The sequence below is a fragment of the Dyadobacter luteus genome (genome assembly GCF_003383615.1).
Classification (GTDB): Bacteria; Bacteroidota; Bacteroidia; order Cytophagales; family Spirosomataceae; genus Dyadobacter; species Dyadobacter luteus.
This window is the reverse complement of record NZ_QNUL01000037.1, coordinates 30,560-50,402: the sequence shown is the minus strand read 5'-3', so window position 1 is coordinate 50,402 and position 19,843 is coordinate 30,560. Positions and strand designations below refer to the sequence as shown.

Here is a 19,843-nt window from a genome sequence, read left to right as displayed (position 1 = left end):
ATCTAAAGATAATCAATTTCGAAAAAATAAACAACCCAATAAAAGCAAAAAGAGGCTGCCCTTTTGAGACAGCCTCTAAACTGCAATTGATACATATACTACGTATTGAACCTTCATTATTCTCTTTTCACAGAACTGGCTCCGGATGTACTTGCGTGTACATTCTTCACTTTTCCTGAATATTTAATGCTACTTGCACCACTGGCTTCTGCACGTAATGCATTGTCGGCTACTACTGCTGCGCTACTGGCTCCGGATGCTTCAAGGTTTACTTCTTTCGACTGAAAATCACGTCCTTTGAAAGAAGAGGCACCGGAAACTTCACCATTTAAAACATCACTATGGCCTGTCAGCGTAAGAGATGAGGCACCGGAAAGATCAATGGATGTTTTCTGAGACGCAAGTTCCATATTGACTTTTGATGCACCTGACACTTCAATAGCCATATTGGTAACGCCTGAGAATTTAGCCACATTCGCCTGACTTGCTCCTGAGAAATCAACTCCCTGCAACGACGGCATCGTGATATTCACATTCACCGTTTTACGATTTTTACTCCAGTTATTTCCTTTATAGCTCAACCTGAGCACACCTCCTGAAACCTTTGCTTCCAGGTCATTTAAATCCTCACTTCTTCCTGTCGTATTTACACTGAAACTGCTTCCTTGTTTTACTTCTATTTTAAAAGCACTACCCATGGATAGCTTGTTAAAACCAGAAACCTGGAAATTGCGACTGTCTTGTGCATACACGCTTGCTGACAGCAGAATGGCAAAAATGCCGGTGAATAGGAATCCTTTCATGACCTGTTATTTTTTTGAATATAGTCCAAAGATGTAATTACGGGTACCGAAGTTGCATCAGAGCTGATTATTTCTTCGGCACCTGGTGGTATTCTATTCCTGAACACTGATTTTACTGGCGCCGCTGGTACTCTTTCTGATATCACGAATGATACCCAACTGCGCTTTTGAAGCTCCGGAAGCGTCCACATCTGCTCTCGTAATTTGCATGCCGGTCGCGTCAAGCTTGCAGGCACCAGTAAGATCCAGATTCGCAGATTCAGCCCTTCCCCTTAATGTTGCCTTAGAAGCTCCTGTCAAGTCTACTGTCAAATCTTTCACAGTGACATCAATCTCTGTTTTCGAGGCCCCTGAAATTGAAATGTTCAATTTATTCAGGTTATCAAAGCCAGACACTCTTGCTTTGTTAGCACCCGACAATGAGAGTTCTTCTACAGTCGGCATTGTGATAACCACCCCGATTCTATTCCATTTTCTGTTTTCAAACAGATTAAATCCTGACTTACGTTTTACGATCAGAGTTCCGTTTTCAACTTTAACTGTCAGATCTTCCACATCGCTTTCCTCTCCGTCGGCAGACACTTTGAACTCATCACCTCTACGAATACTAATGGCATAAGCTCCGCCCATATCTATCTTCTGGAAATCAGGAACAGAAAACTGTTTGATGTATTCGCCACGCTCACCGAGATTTACGTCTCCATCTTCATTTCCGAAAGAGGAATAATCCTGACCATCTTCTTCCCTGTTTTCATGTTTCCGGATAAACTGCTCCGGCAAGTTTATACAAACCAGGCCAGAGTCGCGCTTCACTACCCAACGCAGCGAATTCCAATTTACATCGTCACTATGCATGTCGTAACTATCAAGGTGGTTGTAATTTCCGTTATAGTGAGAAACCGCATACCAGAAATTACGGGTGATCGCAAATGGTTTGTCATAAGGAACATACATGGTCACATCAATGCGCTGGTCGCGGAATGGGCCTGATTTGCCCATGGCCGGCCCTTCATGGAAATAAAACACAGAGTCATTTTTAATCTCAACGTCATAGCTGATTTTGGAAGCATTATTTTCCGCATCCTCACGGTTACGTCCCCTTGCTGAGATGGTCTTTTCTATTTTCAGACTGTCCGTTTCAGCCATTCCCGCCAGGTTGATATTCAAGTCGATATTCTCGTCCGGATCGGTATCGTCCTGATCCAACGTCAGTAAACCTGCCGGCACCGCATGGTAAGTGATCTCAGTATGTTCTCCTCTTTTCGCATAATTACGTTGGAACGCGATTCCCTGAATCGTACTGATCACAATTCCTACAACCCATAATCCGAGTAATGTCAGCCAAACTGAACCGCTTACGATTTTTCTATTAGAGAGAAGTGTTAATCCGAGCAACAATACGGTGATCAATGGAACTGCCGTCACGAGAATACATGAAAGAATTAGGCTTGTTGGGAATTCCTGGAGCATCAAAACCGGGCCCGGCAAACCATCAAGAGCATCTACACTCGCTAGACCTGAAAGAGCAGCTCCGGCGATGAGAAGAAACAATAACGACAAAGCACTAATTCCAACCAATATCACCCCTATGAAAATCCTGAGTACAGGACCGATTCCTTTTAGAATTCGCCCTAAAGCTCCGATAACAAGCGCTATGGCACGAAAAGGTAATAGCAAAAGCTTTGTTATTCCGTTTTCTTCCCCACCTTTCTCATCCAGATTCAGGCTCTGCTTGATATTGGATTCAATATTGGACAAGGTAATAGGCTCTCCCTGCATCTCCATTTTTTCGGTGAGTGTATTCGCAACGGGTGCGATTACCCAAAGTATGATATAGGCCAATACCCCTGTTCCGAACAAGAAAATAGAGATTACCCACACAAAGCGCACTACACCTATGTCGACTCCGAAATAAGATGCAACACCGGCAGCTACACCACCTACGACTTTACGATCCGGGTCACGATAGAACTTCTTGATTTTTGTATCCTCTTCAAGTGTAACAGAGCCTGGAAAAGCAACCCACATCGCTATGTATACGAGCATACTCAAACCAGCCAATGGACCGAAGAAATCTTCCATGTTCAGGTTCATAGCACCCTGGAGAGGCAAAAAGCCCATTACCATCATCAGGAATAGCAATCTTATCCAAAGCGGATCAATAGTAAAATAATGCGCAAGCCCCGCGGCTACGCCACCTATCAGTTTTCTCCGCAGATCACGGAACAACTTGCGCGGACCTGTACCTTTCGACGGCTGAGTAGCTGGTGCTGAATAGGCCGCGTCGAACTGTTGTTCTGTACCACTTTTCTGGCTAGTCGATGTGAGTGGTTCAGAAATAAGATCTTCAGACTGTTCAATGGCTTCGAAGTCTGCTACTGTTCCCATCGCAGCGATCAGTTCATCTACATCAGTCAATGAAATAACCTGCTTGGACTCCGTTTTTTGTTTGTTCAAAAAACGCTCTGCAACCCGCCCTTCTATATCCGCCAGAATTTCAGTGCTGTCCTCAAAAGATGAAAAGTACTTTTGTATTGACGAAAGATATCCTTTTAGCTTTTCGTAGCCATCTTCTTCAATGTGAAAGATGACGCCACCTATATTTATGCTAATTGTCTTTTTCATGATTATATGAATCGAATGTCTTTAATTGATCAGTTAGGGATTGGGCGAGCCATTTTTGCTAAACTCTTCACTACGGCGGATCACCGTTTGCACAGAATCAGCCAGCTCAAACCATGTAGCCTGCATTGCATCCAGAAATACCTTCCCCTCATCCGTCAATACGTAATACTTTCTCGGAGGTCCCGATGAAGATTCTACCCACTTGTAATCCAGCCAGCCCGAATTTTTCAACCGTGTCAGCAACGGATACAACGTTCCCTCTACCACCATAATCCGTGCCGAGGTCAGCTCATCCAACATATCAGAAGCATATACCTCGCCTCGTGATATGATGTGCAGGATGCAGAACTCCAGGATCCCTTTCCGCATCTGCACTTGGGCATTTTCAATATTCATATTGGGTTCATGTGTTTATTAATGACTTTTATTTCATGGCTAATAGATAAGATTTTCACTTTCTACATAACAAAGGTATACACAGGTACTTTGTGATGCAAGGTACTATGCTAAAATTATTTTCTCTGTATGATGAACGGTTGATAATCAGCCCTGACCGGCCTCCATAGATGATGATTTAGAATTGTGCCTCAATTGGATTATATTTTCAAAAAATTCATCGTAAACAAAAGCTCATTTTGGAACAACAACCTGCCCTATATCTGATCGCCGCCATGAGTGAAAACCATGTTATCGGAAATCAAAACAGCCTGCCATGGCACCTGCCCGATGAGTGGAAAAACTTCCGGAAGGTAACAGAAGGAAAAGCATTTCTGATGGGACGAACCAGCTATGAAGCGCCGGACGCCCTGCATTCCACTTATAGAAATGTGATCCTGTCAAATCATGGCGATCATACTGACCAGGGCAACACCCAATACGCACCGGATATGGAACATGCTCTGGCGTTACTTTCGGATGAGAATGAAGTATTTGTACTTGGAGGAGCATCCGTATTTGCACAGTTGATCTCACAGGCACAAAAGCTGTTCCTCACCATCGTTCATGCCCACATTGAAGGCGACGCTTTTTTCCCGACGGTAAGTCTGGCAGACTGGGAAATGCAATCCTCCGAATACCACGGCATTGACGAAGAACATGAATACTCTTTTTCGATGAACGTGTATGTACGAAAAGAAGCAGATAACGCAGAAGAAAGCAGCCAGTAATTCATTTGCTGGCTTCCTGTTTATTTTCATCATTCTGCTTTCATCCGTTGCGCTCTCTCAAAATATTCCTGCGCAACCGTGGACTATTCCTTCCCGAACATATCTCAAATTAGCCGTAACCAAAGCCGGTTTCTATAGTGTCACCGGACAGGAGCTCAGAGCTGCCGGACTTTCAACTGACAAAATAAAACCAGGCTCCATTCAAATATTTCGGAGGGAAAAAGAGCTGGCTATTGAGGTGCTAAACAAGAGTCAGGATCAGCTGCATGACCAGGATATGATCCGTTTTTATGCTGAAGGAAATGATGGAGTATCCGACTCAGTTTTATATGTATATCCCAAAGCCATGCCCTTCGGCAGTTATCCGCTCTATTCCGATACTGCCAGTTATTTTTTTACCTGGCATAACGACGGTCAGTTAGGAAAAAGAATAAGTCCCACCCTATCTCATTCCATTACCGATACACTCGATTACCACCTGGAAGAAAAGGAGATCGTTTTTAATAGTCATTATAATACGGGCGCTTTCTATCCGACCGGAACCGGTTTTAACGACGGGATGGCCATTACAGCTTATGATGTTGGAGAAGGATGGACAGGTCCGCTTCTTAGGAATACCTGGCAAAATATTGATATCAATACGACTAACCTCCGTCGGGATCTGATTGAAAAATGCACTATACAGATCACAGTAGTCGGACGAGCTGCCGGACAAAATCGACTCGAAATCTTCACCGGAACTTCCCAAAATCCCGGCAGAAAATTAGCTACCATCTCACTCACTGACTACCAACCTCAAACTCTTTTACTTCAACTTCAGAAAGAAGATCTGGATAAAGCGACTACCACTGGAAATAAACTCTCCATTACCGTTCACGCTGACAGTGGCACAAGTTCTATTTCGTATATAAAGTGGCGCTTCCCTCAACAAGCCCAGCTTCCGGCAACAGATGAAATCAAATCTTTGCATTTTAATACCAACACGCAAAACCGTTTTCTAAAAACAGGAAACACATCTGGTTGGAAATTTTATGACATCACTGATCCCTTCAATAGCCAAACGGTAGTTTCTTCGCCGATCGGTATGCCCATATCCGGAGCGCAGCATATCATTGCAGTTCGGCAGTATCAGAAAGTAAATCACATTTCTCCTGTAAATCTTCTTCAACCTGAAATAATATCAGCCGACTATCTTATTCTCACACATCCTGAGGTAAGAAGAACGAAAGATGGATCAGATCCTGTCAAGGCATACGCAACGTACAGATCGTCCGTGGAAGGAGGAGGCTACAAAGCAGCAATTCTGAATATTCAGGATGTATACGATCATTACAACGGAGGAGAAGCGGGCCCCGCAGGAATCAGGAAAATGATCGAACATCTTTCCGGCAGCGGTAAACTAAAATTCCTGATGATCATCGGCAGAGCTGCAGATCCGCAAACTTCACGAAAAACCATAGATCTTAAACGAAAGGATATGATTCCAAATGCCGGCTGGCCCGGTTCTGATCTTGCTTTGGCGATGCAAATTGATAGCTTTTTACCAAATGTTCCCGTCGTGGCTGTTGGAAGAATTAATGCCAATACAGCTGAGGAAGTCGATATATATCTTCGCAAGGTAAAACAAATGGAGGCTGAGGCGCCATCCGCTCCGTGGAGAAAAAGAGTACTTCATGTAAGTGGTGGAAGAACCTACAAAGAAATAGACACTTTCAGCAGCTACATGAACACTTTTAGCAAAAATCTCAACACTTCTTACCTGGCAGCCCGGGTTGAGAGTAAAACAAAAACGACCGAAGAACCTGTTGAATACGTACCTATTGAGGAATCATTAAATAAAGGAGTTGCGCTGGTTACCCTGTTTGGTCATTCCGGAATAGACGTTACGGATGTGGATATCGGTTATGTTTCAGATGAAACTCGTGCATATCGTAACAAACCCTATTATCCAGCCGTGATCGCCAACGGATGTGCTTCCGGCAGTATATTTTATTCAGATAAAACAATCAGCTCAGACTGGATTTTAACACCGGATAGAGGTGCAGTTTTGTTCCTAGCACACACATTCAACGGAAGCTCCACTGCCTTAAAAAACTACACGGCGTCGATCTACGAAGTTTTAGCTGACTCGATATTCACGAGTCAACCTTTCGGAATCATACAGCGGGAAGCAATCAGAAGAAACCTGAAATCACATCATACGTTATCCGATCTCATTACCTCTCAACAAATGAACCTGCATGGAGACCCGGCGATCCGTATTTTTCCTGCTACCCTGCCCGACTATGCTTTTGATTCATCTGCCAGCAGTATATCAGATCAAAACTACGGTAACATTTCAACATGGAGCGATTCTCTGGATATACGGCTGGTTATCAACAATCATGGCAGATATAGCAGCCAACCTTATCAACTTGCCATTTCAGATGCTACAAATCAAGTGCTTCACATCGAAGCCAGACATGCAGTTGCTCTAGCAGACACAGTTTCAATCAGGATCAAAAATCCGCTCAGTAGATCAGCTAATCTCTACCTCCACGCCACCATCGACCCTGATAACCAGTTACAGGAAGAGTCAAAAAGAAATAACCATTTACAGATCATACAGTCCATTCCCCAAGGAGGTGCATTTCCGCTATTACCAGTATCAGGTTTCACAACCAGCCAGAAATCTGTTGATCTCGTCGCTCAGATAACTCCTGAAATTCTCTCGGACCAACTCATATTCGAGTGGGACTCTTCTCTCACTTTTAACTCTGCTCAAAAACAAATGGTGCCGTTAAAGCAAAGCATTGCCAGATTACGGTTCACCGTTCCGGATGGAGATACCAATGTTTACTGGCGTGTATACGTTCCTGCTTATCCCCACCGACCATCTGTAAGTCATCAGATACTATTTAATCCCGGTCATATTGAAAGTCTGTCCTTACCAGAGGGAATTGCATTTGCAAATAGGGATCAGAAGATACGGCTGTTGGAAGGAGATTCGATTCGCTGTAAGGCCTTGTTTCAAAATATCACTACCATTCCCTTTACTGACTCCCTGCTTGTAAAAGTCACCCACTCCTCACCGACCGGCACGGCCATATCATTTCAAAAGATAGCTGCGATAAAGCCCTACACCAATGTTTCATTTAGTTTAGCAATACCCACCACAGGAACTGCAGGCAACCATCGTATCACAATTCTTTTCAATGCGGACAGTCTACCGGAGTTGCTCAGTCACAACAATGAAGTTCATTTTTCATTTTCCGTGACTCCCGATCAAACGCCTCCTTTGCTATTTGTTACTTTTGATGGTCGCATCATCACCAATGGAGAAGAAACATCTGCATCTCCGGTAATCAGAATTACACTTCATGACGAAAATCCTTTCCTCATTATGACCGACACAACGGGCCTATGGGTATATTTGAAAGAAGACTGCCTGCAATGTTCCGAAAAGAGAATCGGGTTGCAAGATGCAGTCGTTCAATCAGGTCTACCCAATCAGCTCAGCATTACGCTTAACAAGCTTCCTGTTTTAACTCCAGGCAATTATGTATTGAGAGTAACAGGGCGCGACCGTAGTAACAACAGAACACCTGAATACCATATCCGCTTTAAAGTTTCAGAAACAGCACTTGTCAAATCAGTACTGATCGCTCCCAATCCTTCGCATACTTATTTCCGCTTTCAGGTCACAAGTCTGGGATCTCTTCCAGCCCAACAAATGAATATCACTATCTCGGATATTTACGGCAGAATTATTGCCCAACAACTCCATTTGCTTCATTCCGGTATCAGTGAAATGATCTGGGAACCGGCAGATTTACCGTCCGGAATTTATTTTTATAAGCTGGAGATATCTTCCGGGAAAACAGCTATTTCATTTGCACCTGATGTGAACCGGAGCGGCAAACTCATCCTCATGCGATAAAGATCATTTTCTTTCCGTAAATCTTCTTATTTTTGTCCATTACAAATAATAATTCAAGTCCTTGAAAGAATACGGCAGCAACGTCCAGAAACTCACCGAACATATCGTTAAGATAGAAGATCGGACAAAACGCACGCTTTACGCACATATTTTGGTAGAGCTCATGCGTCAAATACACCCAAACATGAGAGACAATCAGGATTATACCAACAAGCTTTGGGATGACCTGTACATTATATCAGGGTTTGAACTGGATGTAGACAGCCCATTTCCTCCTCCTTCGAAGGAGTCGTTGGGAAAAAAACCACTTACTGTCGGATACAATCAGCACAACCTGATCTACCGTCACTACGGAAGAAATATTGACCTTTTACTGGAAAAAGCTGTAAATACAGAAAACGAAGAAGACAGACTTGCATTTGTTTCCTACATTTTCCGACTCATGCGCTCTTTCTTTAATACATGGAATAAAGATAATCCGGAAGATCACGTATTGCTGGGACAGCTCGATCAGCTTGCTAAGGGTAAACTGAAAGAAGAGATTGATTATATCCGCAAAAATGGTCCTGTTGATGCATCTCCAAAAGACCGTAACAGCAGTCAGGAACGCAATAGAGGAAACCATCAGGGGAGCTTCAAGGCGCAGCCAAATCATAATCAGGACCGGCAAAACCAGAATAACAATCGTAACCGACCAAATAACAATAAGTTCTCAGGCCGGAACAACAACAATAATAACAACCGGAATAACAACAATAATAATAATCGTAGAAAACCAGGTATCTGATCCTTTCTTCATACTCCGGTCTGGTGATTATAATTCAATAGATTCTAACCTATGGCGGTAAATACCGTCTCTAAAACTTTGCAGCCTTAGCGCTGCCAGATATACAAATGGCCTCATTTAAAATTACCGGTGACCGTCGCCTTAAAGGTGAAATTGTGCCACAAGGCGCCAAAAACGAAGCATTGCAGATTATTTGTGCTGTATTGCTGACCAAAGAACCGGTTACAATTCATAACATTCCAAACATCCGTGACGTCAATCAGCTGATTGATCTGCTGGGTGATTTGGGGGTGAGACGTACCCGTCTGAGCGAATCATCCATTCGTTTCGAGGCAGATGATATTAACCTTGAGTACCTGGAATCGGATTCTTTTCGTCAGAAAGCCGCGGCACTGAGAGGTTCTGTGATGCTACTCGGACCGATGCTTGCGCGTTTCCGCAAAGGACGTATTCCTCGTCCGGGCGGTGATAAAATCGGTCGTCGTCGTTTGGACACGCACTTCCTTGGTTTCGAGAAACTGGGTGCGCAATTCAGCTACGATGGAGAAGACGGAGGTTTTTACAAAGTAGATGCAGCCAATCTGAAAGGTGCGTTCATGCTGCTGGATGAAGCTTCTGTAACGGGAACAGCCAACGTATTGATGGCAGCTGTGATGGCAGAAGGAACGACTACTATCTACAACGCTGCCTGCGAACCTTATCTTCAGCAACTATGCAAAATGCTGAACAGGATGGGTGCGAAAATTTCAGGTATATCGTCCAACCTGCTTACGGTAGAAGGCGTCAATCAACTTTCGGGAACGGAACATACGATGCTTCCTGATATGATTGAAATCGGCAGCTTCATTGGTTTGGCTGCTATGACGCAATCAGAGATTACGATTAAGAATTGCCAGATCCCCCAGCTTGGAATTATACCGGATGTATTCCAGAAACTTGGAATTCAAATGGAGTTCAGAGGTGACGATATTTTTGTACCTGCTCAGGAACGCTACCGTATCGAAAATTACATGGATGGCTCTACACTTACTGTAGCAGATGCACCATGGCCTGGTTTTACGCCAGACTTGCTGAGTATCGTTCTGGTGACAGCCATTCAGGCACAAGGAACCGTTCTGATTCACCAGAAAATGTTCGAAAGCCGTTTGTTCTTTGTCGATAAACTCATTGAAATGGGTGCTCAGATTATCCTTTGCGACCCGCACCGTGCAACCGTAATCGGCCATAACCGTGATACGCAACTCAGAGGAATTCGTATGACATCTCCTGATATTCGTGCGGGTGTAGCGCTTCTCATGGCGGCACTTTCTGCAAAAGGTATCAGTATCATTGATAACATCGAACAGATTGACCGCGGATATCAGAATATTGATACCCGTCTTAATGCCATCGGAGCAGAAATCGTTCGTCTATAATTATAATCAAGACATAAAAAATGGGAAGCTACTATTGCAGTCGCTTCCCATTTTTGTTTTTTGACCAGTTTCAGAATTACTTTTTCTTACCGTAAGTACAGGCACTGTTATCAGCCTTCACATAGTAGGACTTATAATTACTAGCTTTCGGGTCCATACATCCTTTTAAATTTAGTAGCTCTACTTTACGAAACTCAACAGGATGACTTTCACTTTGCAGCGAGATTGTACCATGATCAAGCAACTTGCCATCCACAAGCAAAGAGGCGTCGTGCCCACTTACGTTACCTCCGCCATATTGTGGCTTATTGTATTCCAGCACCATTTCACCATTTGCAAAATGCTGGATCAATGAATCACCTAACACCAATACCTCTGCACGCACCCACTGATCTCCATTGTAAGTCTGAGATTTTGAATTGATGCAGTGCGGCGTAAACAGCTTTCCATTCATTTCTACATTCGTTCCAGGCGTACAAAGGTTGCAGGTAGTTCTTTTTTTACCATCCCCTCCAAGTAACTGTACCTCGATAGAAGCAGGAAAATCCTGGTCTTTCCCCATAGTTGCAGCTGGTTGACCATGTATCATAATTCCGCTGTTACGCCACGCCCAGCCTTCTCCTTTCGGAGCTTGCTCACCTACGAAACGATATTCGACAGCGATGCGATAATAGGAGAATTCCTCCTTATAGAACAAGTGACCATATTTCTGTTTGAAATCGTCGTATCCATCATAGCGTACTGCGAGTTTTCCATCTTCCACTCTGAACGTATTTCCGAAGTTATCATTCAGATCGTTACCGCGGATTTTCACATCCCAGCCATCCAGATTCTTGCCGTTAAACAATTGTTTCCATTCTTGCTTATCACTCTTTTTTTGAGCGAAGGCGAGCATACTGAGCAGACACAAAATAGCGGTCAGGTTCAATCTCATAGGTTAAATTTTAAAAGTATAATGTTTGAGTAAAACTTATATCAGCAAAAAATCACGTCATACTATATTTCAACGCCATTTTTAGCATGTAAATATACAACCTGTTAATCAGAATAGCAGATCATAAACTGTAACCGGAAATCTATTTACTACCAATATATACCCATTTCGTCCGGACACAGCCTAATAATGTCTATGGCAAAGTATTTTACATTAGTTTTACCAGTCAAAGAATCTTATTCCCATGTCAAAAAATAAAATTGCTCTATTCTGGTTTCGGCGCGATCTCAGGCTCCATGACAACGCAGGCCTCTATCATGCCTTACGTTCAGGATATCCGGTATTGCCTCTTTTTATATTTGACAAAAAAATCCTGGATGCACTCGAAAACAAACATGACCGGCGCGTTAACTTCATTCACCAGACTATTTCTGAGCTGCAGGGAGCTTTTAATGAGCTGGGATCAGGAATGCTAGTCGAATATGGAACACCACAGACGGTATGGGATAAGATACTGAATGAATATGAGATTGCCGAAGTTTATACCAATCATGACTATGAACCTTACGCTACTGAGCGTGATGGTGCTTTAGGTGAAATTTTTGCCAAAAAGGAAATCCTTTTCAAAACGTTTAAGGATCAGGTAATTTTTGAAAAAAATGAGATTCTGACAGGGCAAAATACCCCTTATACAGTTTTCACTCCATATAGCAGAGCATGGAAAGCAAAAGCAAATGAATTTTTTCTCTCGTCTTACCCGACGAAAAAGTATTTTAAAAACTTCCTGCAGAAGAAAATTACGGCAGTACCTTCTCTCAAAGAAATGGGCTTCAACATTACTGATGAGCCGGCTCCGTCTTCAACTGTACGAAAAGAATTACTTGAAAAATATGAAGACCAGCGTGACTACCCAGCTATCGAAGGCACTACACACATCGGCATACATTTGCGCTTTGGAACCGTAAGTATTCGTGAAATGGCACGAAAAGCTTATGAACATAGCGAAACCTGGTTGAACGAACTCATCTGGCGGGACTTTTACCATCAGATACTCTGGAACTTTCCGAAGGTGGGCAAGGGACAGGCATTTCGCGCAGAATACGATAATATTAAATGGCGCAACAACGAGAAGGAATTCAAAGCCTGGTGTGAAGGTAAAACAGGCTATCCTCTGGTGGACGCCGGCATGCATGAACTCAATGAAACCGGTTTCATGCATAACAGAGTCAGGATGGTGACGGCCAGTTTTCTGACCAAACATCTTCTGATCGACTGGCGCTGGGGAGAGGCTTATTTCGCGGAGAAACTTCTGGATTATGATCTGGCTGCGAACAATGGCGGATGGCAGTGGGCGGCAGGATCCGGTACAGATGCTGCTCCTTATTTCAGAATATTCAACCCAACATCCCAGGCAGAAAAATTCGATTCCAAAGGAGTCTATATCAAAAAATGGGTTCCTGAATTAAACAGTCTTGATTACCCGACTCCTATCGTTGAGCATAAGTTCGCCAGAGAGAGGTGTTTGAAGGCATATAAAACCGCTTTAAACAAAGATTGAGAGATGCTTATTTCTCTCAATCCCAATATTAATCATGTTACTTCCCTCCTACTACGACTTCCAGCATATCGGCCGGATTAAGATAGGCTTTAGCCATTTTCATGATATCTTCACTGGTCGTAGCATGTATCTGATCAATGTATTGATTAAAGAAATCCGCAGGCAGCCCATCCAGTAATAATATCTTACGTCTGTCGGCAACTTCAAAGGCTGTATTCAGAGATCCTGCAAATTCTCCTGACATAAAGTTCTTTACAGTCTGAAGTTCTTCTGCACCAACAGGTTCAGTCTGAAGTAATGTAATTTCCTTTTTTATTTCATCGATGGTTTGTTGCGTGAACTCTTTTTTCACGTCAGTCCCGATCATAAAATAGCCATCATTACGAAGCGTTACCAAATGAGATGATATTCCATAGGTAAGCCCCTTTTCTTCACGAATATTCTTCATGAGCCGAGAGCCGAAATATCCACCCAGGATTTCATTGGTAACCAGCATTTTGAAATAATCAGGATGATGACGAGTGAATAACCGGCGGCCGATCCGTATACTCGACTGCAAACCATCTGCTTTTTCTAGCAATACCGCTCTGCCCTGATAGTTTTCTTCTCCACCACGCAACGCAACAGACGGTTCATTAAAACTGGTATTAATACCAAGATGCTCCCTCACTGCCGCAATATCTGCATCATTTACTTGCCCCGCCAGTATGACTGTATGTTTACCATTTTTCACAAACTTGCTATAATGATCGATAATATCCTGCTGTTGCAACGATTCAATAGCATCTTCATTCTGACTTTGCCCGTAGGGATGTTTGTTACCATAAAGCCCTTCTCTGAAAGCAACTGTAGCCAGATAAGAAGTCTTTTCCTTGTTCACCCTCAGATTCTGAAGTGTGATGTTTCGCAATTTCTCCAGCTCCTTCTCCGGGAAAACGGCATGCTGCATCATTTCCTGCACCAGAGGCAAAACTTCCGGCAAGAACTTTGACAAGCAATATACTGTAATCCCTACACGATCAGCAGTATGCGTAAAGTCTGTAAATGCTCCTATACGGTCAAATGCCTCACTGATTTCCGAAGACGAATACTTAACCGTTCCTTCCGCAAGCATCTTGATTGAGAAAGAAGATGCACCCGCTACGTGCTCTTGCCAGCTTCCGGCTTCAAAAATACACTCCAGCCTTACCACAGGTTGTTCACCAATATTGATGACGTGTAACTGAATACCATTATCCAGAAGCTGAGTCTGGGTTTCGGGCAAATGTATTGATTTGATAACTTTAAAAGCGGGAGCAATGGTTCGGTCTAGAGGCATAACTGATTAAATCAAAAAAGCGAATGGTGTTGCAATAACGCCATTCGCTTCCATATTTTTACTAATACTATATCTTAGTTTTCGTCACTCAAATCAAGTTTCTCAGCTTTGTTCAGATAAAGTCCAAGAGAGATACGAAGTGTTTGTGCAAGCGGGCTGTTTTGTGCAACAGGGAACATATATGCGAAGTCTACAGCATAACGGTCTGCGAAACGGATACCAGCACCTGCTGTGAAGAATTTACGACCACTTTTATTTTTGTTTTCTCCGAAGTATCCACCACGAATTGCAAAAATATCATTGTACCAGTACTCAGCACCCACAGCAATCGCTACTTCCTGAACTTCTTCACGGAATCCGCCAGGAGCATCAGAGAATGAACCGAATGCAGCGCCTAGAGAACCTTTACTTGTGTTGATTCTTGTTACGCCATCAGGAGTAGGAACCATCAGTTTACTCAAATCGGCAATAACATTAAATTTATTACGACCGTCAGCAGAGAATGTAAGTCCGCCACCTACTTTCAAAGTTGTAGGTATGTAGTTTTCTGTTTCTGTACCTGCACCATAGTTGATTTTACCACCCAGGTTAGAAAGCACAGCGCCAAGAGACCAGGTAAACTCACCTCCTGTATCTTCATTTCTTAATTCCTTTCTATAGAATGCACTGATGTCACCGGCAGCAGTGCGGGCCGTTTTAAGAGATACACCATTGATAACGGCGTTTCCAGCCAGGTTAGAAGAGATATATTTCAAAGTCAAACCAAGCGAGAAGTTCTTGCTCAATTGACGTGAATAAGTACCGTTTAAAGCAAATTCTCTTGAAGAGAAATAACCAAGACTATTACCAACAGCATCACGAAGGTCAAGCTCTCCGTTGTTGAAATAGTTGATCGAAGCAGCAACAGCCTGTTTGTCTCCGATTTTTTTGTAAGCTGATAAGTAACCCAGCCACATATCGTCAACAACGTTTCTTAACCAGGGAGTGTACGAAGCAGTAACTCCGAAATCTTTTGAATTGTACGGAAGCTTGGCAGCATTCCAATACGTTGAGTTGGCGTCAGGACTCAATGCTACCCCTGCTTCACCCATTGCAGCACTTCTTGCATCAGGGGCAAATGTTAAAAAGGATAGTGGAGAGTGTGGGATTCTTAGTGTGTCTGACTGGGCTTTTAAAACCCCGCTTGTTAATACTAGTAATGAGGATAAACTTAGAAAAAAAAGTCTCATAGAAATTGGATTTGCGATAGGAAGTGCCTTGTGTCAGCTTCTTTATAGGGTCAAAAGTACAATGAAAGATAATTAATCGTAAAATAAATAATAAGTTTTATTAAATCTATGGAGAACGGAAGATCCTGCCGCCCCGTTTATCCACCGAGTTGTCTTTCAGTGATCTGACTTCAATTGAATACATATATGCTGTCAATTTTTGTAAAAAACCATCCAGGCTCGTATTCATCAGTGACTGAAGGATACGCTGTTCTCCTGAATAATATCGCCAATTAAGTTCTCCCAATTTCTGCCCGTTCTGCGTAAATAACCTGAAAAAAATTTCAATATCTTCATCAGGTCTGTTATGCGAAAGTTCAAAAGATAAATCCTTTTGAAATGGATTAGGAAAAACCTTTAGCTCCTGCAATTTGATGCCATCAGAAGCTCGCACCTGAAAACCGAACGCTATTTCCGATGAGTTAGTATATATGTCCCATACTTTTATCTTTATCTGATACGAACCTGGTGCAAGATTTTCAAATGGGTAAGTAATACTTCCTGATTGGTAACTGTCAAGATCGGCTACGTAATAATCATTTAATGTCAGCACCAATGTATCATTGACAGTAAGTGTAATATCATGTCCTATTCCTGCTCTGGATACATTTATTCCGCTTTCATCACTTAATTTTACTTTTAATACGGAAGAACTACCCACTACGTCACCAGATCTGAACATTTCGTCATTAAGCCATGCTTCAATCTTAGGTGGAGTCTGATCAATATTCATAGCCGCACTTCCGCCAGTGACAATGCTTAGCTGACTTCCCGCATCAGAAAGGCCGTCATGCTGAGAAGCATATACATTCACTTTTCCTAAACCAATACGGTAGTCCATATCTTTTGGCATATTGAATGCACAGGTTAATCTTCCGTTACGAACGGTAACATCTCCTTCAAAAAGCTTACTTCTGAATTCACTGTAGTTTTCAGGATCATCCTGATTACCCAATGTTCTGAAAGTGATTTCCTTGTCATAAATCACAACCCGTGCGACGCCATTGAAGTTACTATCTGTTTGCTTTGTTTCTACATCAAAAACTTCCATTTCTAAACTCACCTTGTCCAATGCACGCAATGTATCCGGTGCAGTTTTAAACCGGATTTTCTTTTTTGCTACCGCCAGTTGCATTGAGGGATCGCCCAGAAGTGTAAAATTCCTGTTTAGGACTTCGAATAGACCATTATTTTTTGTACCCCTGAATATCGAACCAATTTTTGTTGACGGGACGGATGCGTTCAGCGCATCATAAAATGATTTATTGATCCTGAAATTTGTGCTGGAGTATACCGGTCGGGTTGTACTGATTGCACCAATTGCGCCTCCCCGTGGACTGAGCACCATTAATTCGGCTCCGGACACCACGGAAGGATCATCGTACCGGCCAAAATCACAGGTTGCTGTTAAGAGTAAAGGTAAATTGTCCATACCCCGTACCGACTGCATATCACCAATTGTGAGTACCTGCTCCTCAGCCCAGCCACTGGTACCGCCATGACCTGTATAATTTAGTACAAGTACACCTTCATTAATGTTTCTACGTATTTGCTCATTTACAGCTGGCACCCGCTGTCCCAATTCGCTTACCGATTGAGGATAAGCATCCAGGAATATTCTCGAAGTAAAAAACGAACCTGATGACATGCTTGCAAGTGAGTCTGCATCCCGTTGATGTATATTCCCATCACCATCATCCGCCACAAATGCGATTTTATTCCTCCACAAACCTTTTCCATATGTATCCGAACCATACCTGATCAGTTTGTCAACCACGGTTTGTGCTTCTGAAACTGACTTAACCGGCAACCGGCCCACACCTATATCCAAACTATGGTTACCTGCACCGCTTTCAATCCATTCACCTTCATTGGCTTCCATAAAACCAAAATAATCATCGGAAGAATAGGTATATACCGGATCTAAGGATTCTCTGCTTTCATATACGGGAATCAGATTTTGCTGGGTAGATGCAGACTGGCTTTTCAGTATATTACGATAATCGTAAGATGCATCTCCGAACAGAAGCAGGTATTTGAGCTTACCTTTCTCTTTGTCGTAAAGTTTTTTGGCAAAATCGCGGATAGCAGACACATCCGGTTTGCCTGACGAATATTCGTTGTAAATCTCCTGAAGTGTAACTACAAGTGTGGCCAGCCCATTATTTTCTTCACGGAAAGATGCCAATTGCAGCGCCTGTTTTTTCCAGGCTTCTCCGGTAACAATCAGTAAATCCGGAGCTGCAGACTGAGCAAGAACCTGCGGCGGTACATTTTGCCAGGAGTCGGGAACATAAGCCTGCGCCGGACTAAAACCAGTTAATCTTCTGTAAGTCCTACCTTTTGAAACCGAAACCTCTGCGTTGGTTAGCGGAAGTAAAGCAGGTTCCAGCTTATTTGTAATATCCCACACTAAAAAGTCAGCTGGAATATTTTTGAATTGATAAGTAACCGTATCCTGCGCATCAGGGAAGAAGTGATACACCTGTTGTTGTGTATATCCTGCAAGTTCCCGTTGTGTTTGTATGGCCAGATAATTGAGATATCCCAGTGCAGAGGACTGTCCGTTTCTATCGTAGCTTACGCCCAAAGTAACGGTTGAGCTATTCACAGCTGCTGTAGCCTTATAACCCGCATCGCTTCGCTGCCCTTTAATATCGTACGTACCAGCGCCCACAGCTCTCACCTGACTTTCTCCAAGTAGTTGCCCGTTGACCTGCCATAAAAATTTGGTGGCAACTTGTGCAGCACCGAGCGCCGAACCTGAAAAATACATATCAGAACCAGGTATTACACCTGGTAACGAAGTCTGTACTGAAAATGGAGCCGAACCTGAAATATACTCTCCCCACCATTCCCGTCCGGATTTCAGGAGATTTACAAGTTCACTTTCATGAAACCAATAGTCAGAGAAACCGGACACAATACTTCCGGTCTTTCCGGCAACAATAAGCGGTGAGTTTTTGACCCGCAACCCATTTTCTGCACCTATTGATAAGTAATAGAAAGTAGTATCCGAATAATAATTGATCTGATGACGAAGTCGGCGTGCAGCAGTATCCTGTGTAATGACATGTGGCCCTTCAGCATAAAAGAAAATTCCATCTCCTGCATCGAACCTTCCATCCTCTCCTCCCTGAATCCATATTGCGTTTTCCAGCGGTCCATTGGGACGATATTCTGAGTTCTTTTGAGGAAGCATGGAGCCACCATTGCCAAACAGCCGGATTTGGTCAGGATTTATCCCGGTCAAATCCACGCCCATTTTTCTCAGGAAACCCTGATCGATTTTGTGGACACCAGTTTGGGTAATACCGATTTTAAATACCTGTCCTGATGGAAAAAGTGCTGTCGGTTGGGCATAGGCTTTCGTCATGAAAACGACATGAGCCAAAATACACCATAACGAAAGAATTCTTACTATGTCAGCATGCTTCAACCAGCGCATGGGCAGGAATTGTATAACGTCTTTGGGAAACTTTATCAATGCAGAGTACACGCGTACGGCGCACCTCTCCTTTGATGAACAATCTATTTTGAAAAACGAAGTCGGCGCCATCGGCGAGGTGAATCAGTGCCGTTTTATTTAAAGTAATGGATGGGTCGTCATGTTTTTTTAATGCATTATACAAATCCTGATCTGCACCGGTAGAGGCTTTGGGACTTACTGCATATTTTAACAAAGGAACCAATACATCAGACGGAAAAATACCCTCATTCATTACCGGCAAGAGAAGTGCTCTGAACTCCCTCTTCCATTCGACCCCGTGAGGTGCAATTCTGTTGCGGGAAGTACTTTTATATTTTTTATACACAATGTAGTGTGCAACCTCGTGGAGATAAGTAATCAGGAAATTGTAGGCGTTCAGATTTACATTGACTGTAATACGTGGCCTGAATCCTCTTTTTATAGTAAAATCTCCAAGTCTTGTTCTACGTGGACGAGCAAGAAAAAAATCAAAGTCGCTGTTTTCAAACAGATGTTGACACCAGGCAACGGAGGCCTTGGGAACATAAGATTCAAAAGTTACGCTATGTTTCATTTTTAAA

Annotated in this window: 13 protein-coding genes; 5 read left to right on the top strand and 8 right to left on the bottom strand. The window is 43.0% G+C overall.

All coding sequences use genetic code 11. The annotated features are described in order from the left end of the window. Positions 1-116: 116 nt before the first annotated feature. The 3 genes from DSL64_RS26555 to DSL64_RS26545 form a co-directional block, all read right to left on the bottom strand. Positions 117-803, bottom strand: coding sequence for a head GIN domain-containing protein (locus DSL64_RS26555; RefSeq protein WP_115833996.1), 687 nt, complete (start codon positions 801-803; stop codon positions 117-119). A 93-nt stretch (positions 804-896) separates the two neighbouring features. Continuing rightward, positions 897-3,428 carry a PspC domain-containing protein gene (locus DSL64_RS26550; protein ID WP_115833995.1) on the bottom strand — a complete coding sequence of 844 codons (2,532 nt, stop codon included), beginning with the start codon at positions 3,426-3,428 and terminating at the stop codon, positions 897-899. Between the two features lie 33 nt (positions 3,429-3,461). After that, a complete protein-coding gene (locus DSL64_RS26545; protein ID WP_115833994.1) occupies positions 3,462-3,824 on the bottom strand; it encodes a PadR family transcriptional regulator in 363 nt (120 codons plus the stop codon). A 239-nt stretch (positions 3,825-4,063) separates the two neighbouring features. On the opposite strand from DSL64_RS26545, the gene DSL64_RS26540 reads away from it, so the two are divergent. The 4 genes from DSL64_RS26540 to murA all read left to right on the top strand — a co-directional run bounded on the left by DSL64_RS26540 (position 4,064) and on the right by murA (position 10,715). Further along, on the top strand, positions 4,064-4,594 hold the full coding sequence (locus DSL64_RS26540; RefSeq protein ID WP_115833993.1) for a dihydrofolate reductase: 531 nt from the start codon (positions 4,064-4,066) through the stop codon (positions 4,592-4,594). Next, the gene (gene porU2, locus DSL64_RS26535) at positions 4,551-8,513 is read left to right on the top strand and encodes a putative type IX secretion system sortase PorU2 (protein WP_115833992.1); all 3,963 of its coding nucleotides are present in this window, start codon (positions 4,551-4,553) and stop codon (positions 8,511-8,513) included. Before DSL64_RS26540 ends, porU2 begins: the two co-directional genes overlap by 44 nt. Positions 8,514-8,574: 61 nt before the next feature. Continuing rightward, positions 8,575-9,300, top strand: a complete 726-nt coding sequence (locus tag DSL64_RS26530; protein WP_115833991.1) for a DUF4290 domain-containing protein — start codon at positions 8,575-8,577, stop codon at positions 9,298-9,300. Between the two features lie 107 nt (positions 9,301-9,407). After that, positions 9,408-10,715, top strand: a complete 1,308-nt coding sequence (murA, locus tag DSL64_RS26525; protein WP_115833990.1) for a UDP-N-acetylglucosamine 1-carboxyvinyltransferase — start codon at positions 9,408-9,410, stop codon at positions 10,713-10,715. Between the two features lie 76 nt (positions 10,716-10,791). Here the strand turns inward: murA and DSL64_RS26520 are convergent, their stop codons facing one another. Then, positions 10,792-11,649 (bottom strand): 3-keto-disaccharide hydrolase, encoded by an 858-nt coding sequence (locus DSL64_RS26520; RefSeq protein ID WP_115833989.1) that lies wholly within the window; start codon positions 11,647-11,649, stop codon positions 10,792-10,794. 244 nt (positions 11,650-11,893) lie between these two features. Between DSL64_RS26520 and DSL64_RS26515 the strand changes: the two genes are divergently transcribed. Continuing rightward, entirely contained in the window at positions 11,894-13,207 is a 1,314-nt protein-coding gene (locus DSL64_RS26515; RefSeq protein WP_115833988.1) for a cryptochrome/photolyase family protein, read from the top strand. A 37-nt stretch (positions 13,208-13,244) separates the two neighbouring features. Here DSL64_RS26515 and DSL64_RS26510 read toward each other — a convergent pair whose 3' ends face one another. From DSL64_RS26510 to DSL64_RS26495, 4 genes are all read right to left on the bottom strand, one after another. After that, positions 13,245-14,525 carry a M16 family metallopeptidase gene (locus DSL64_RS26510; RefSeq protein ID WP_115833987.1) on the bottom strand — a complete coding sequence of 427 codons (1,281 nt, stop codon included), beginning with the start codon at positions 14,523-14,525 and terminating at the stop codon, positions 13,245-13,247. 74 nt (positions 14,526-14,599) lie between these two features. Then, entirely contained in the window at positions 14,600-15,754 is a 1,155-nt protein-coding gene (gene porV, locus DSL64_RS26505) for a type IX secretion system outer membrane channel protein PorV (RefSeq protein ID WP_115833986.1), read from the bottom strand. 106 nt (positions 15,755-15,860) lie between these two features. Next, positions 15,861-19,241, bottom strand: a complete 3,381-nt coding sequence (gene porU, locus DSL64_RS26500; protein WP_115833985.1) for a type IX secretion system sortase PorU — start codon at positions 19,239-19,241, stop codon at positions 15,861-15,863. Further along, positions 19,219-19,836 (bottom strand): SprT family zinc-dependent metalloprotease, encoded by a 618-nt coding sequence (locus DSL64_RS26495; protein WP_229217239.1) that lies wholly within the window; start codon positions 19,834-19,836, stop codon positions 19,219-19,221. Before DSL64_RS26495 ends, porU begins: the two co-directional genes overlap by 23 nt. Positions 19,837-19,843: the final 7 nt, after the last annotated feature.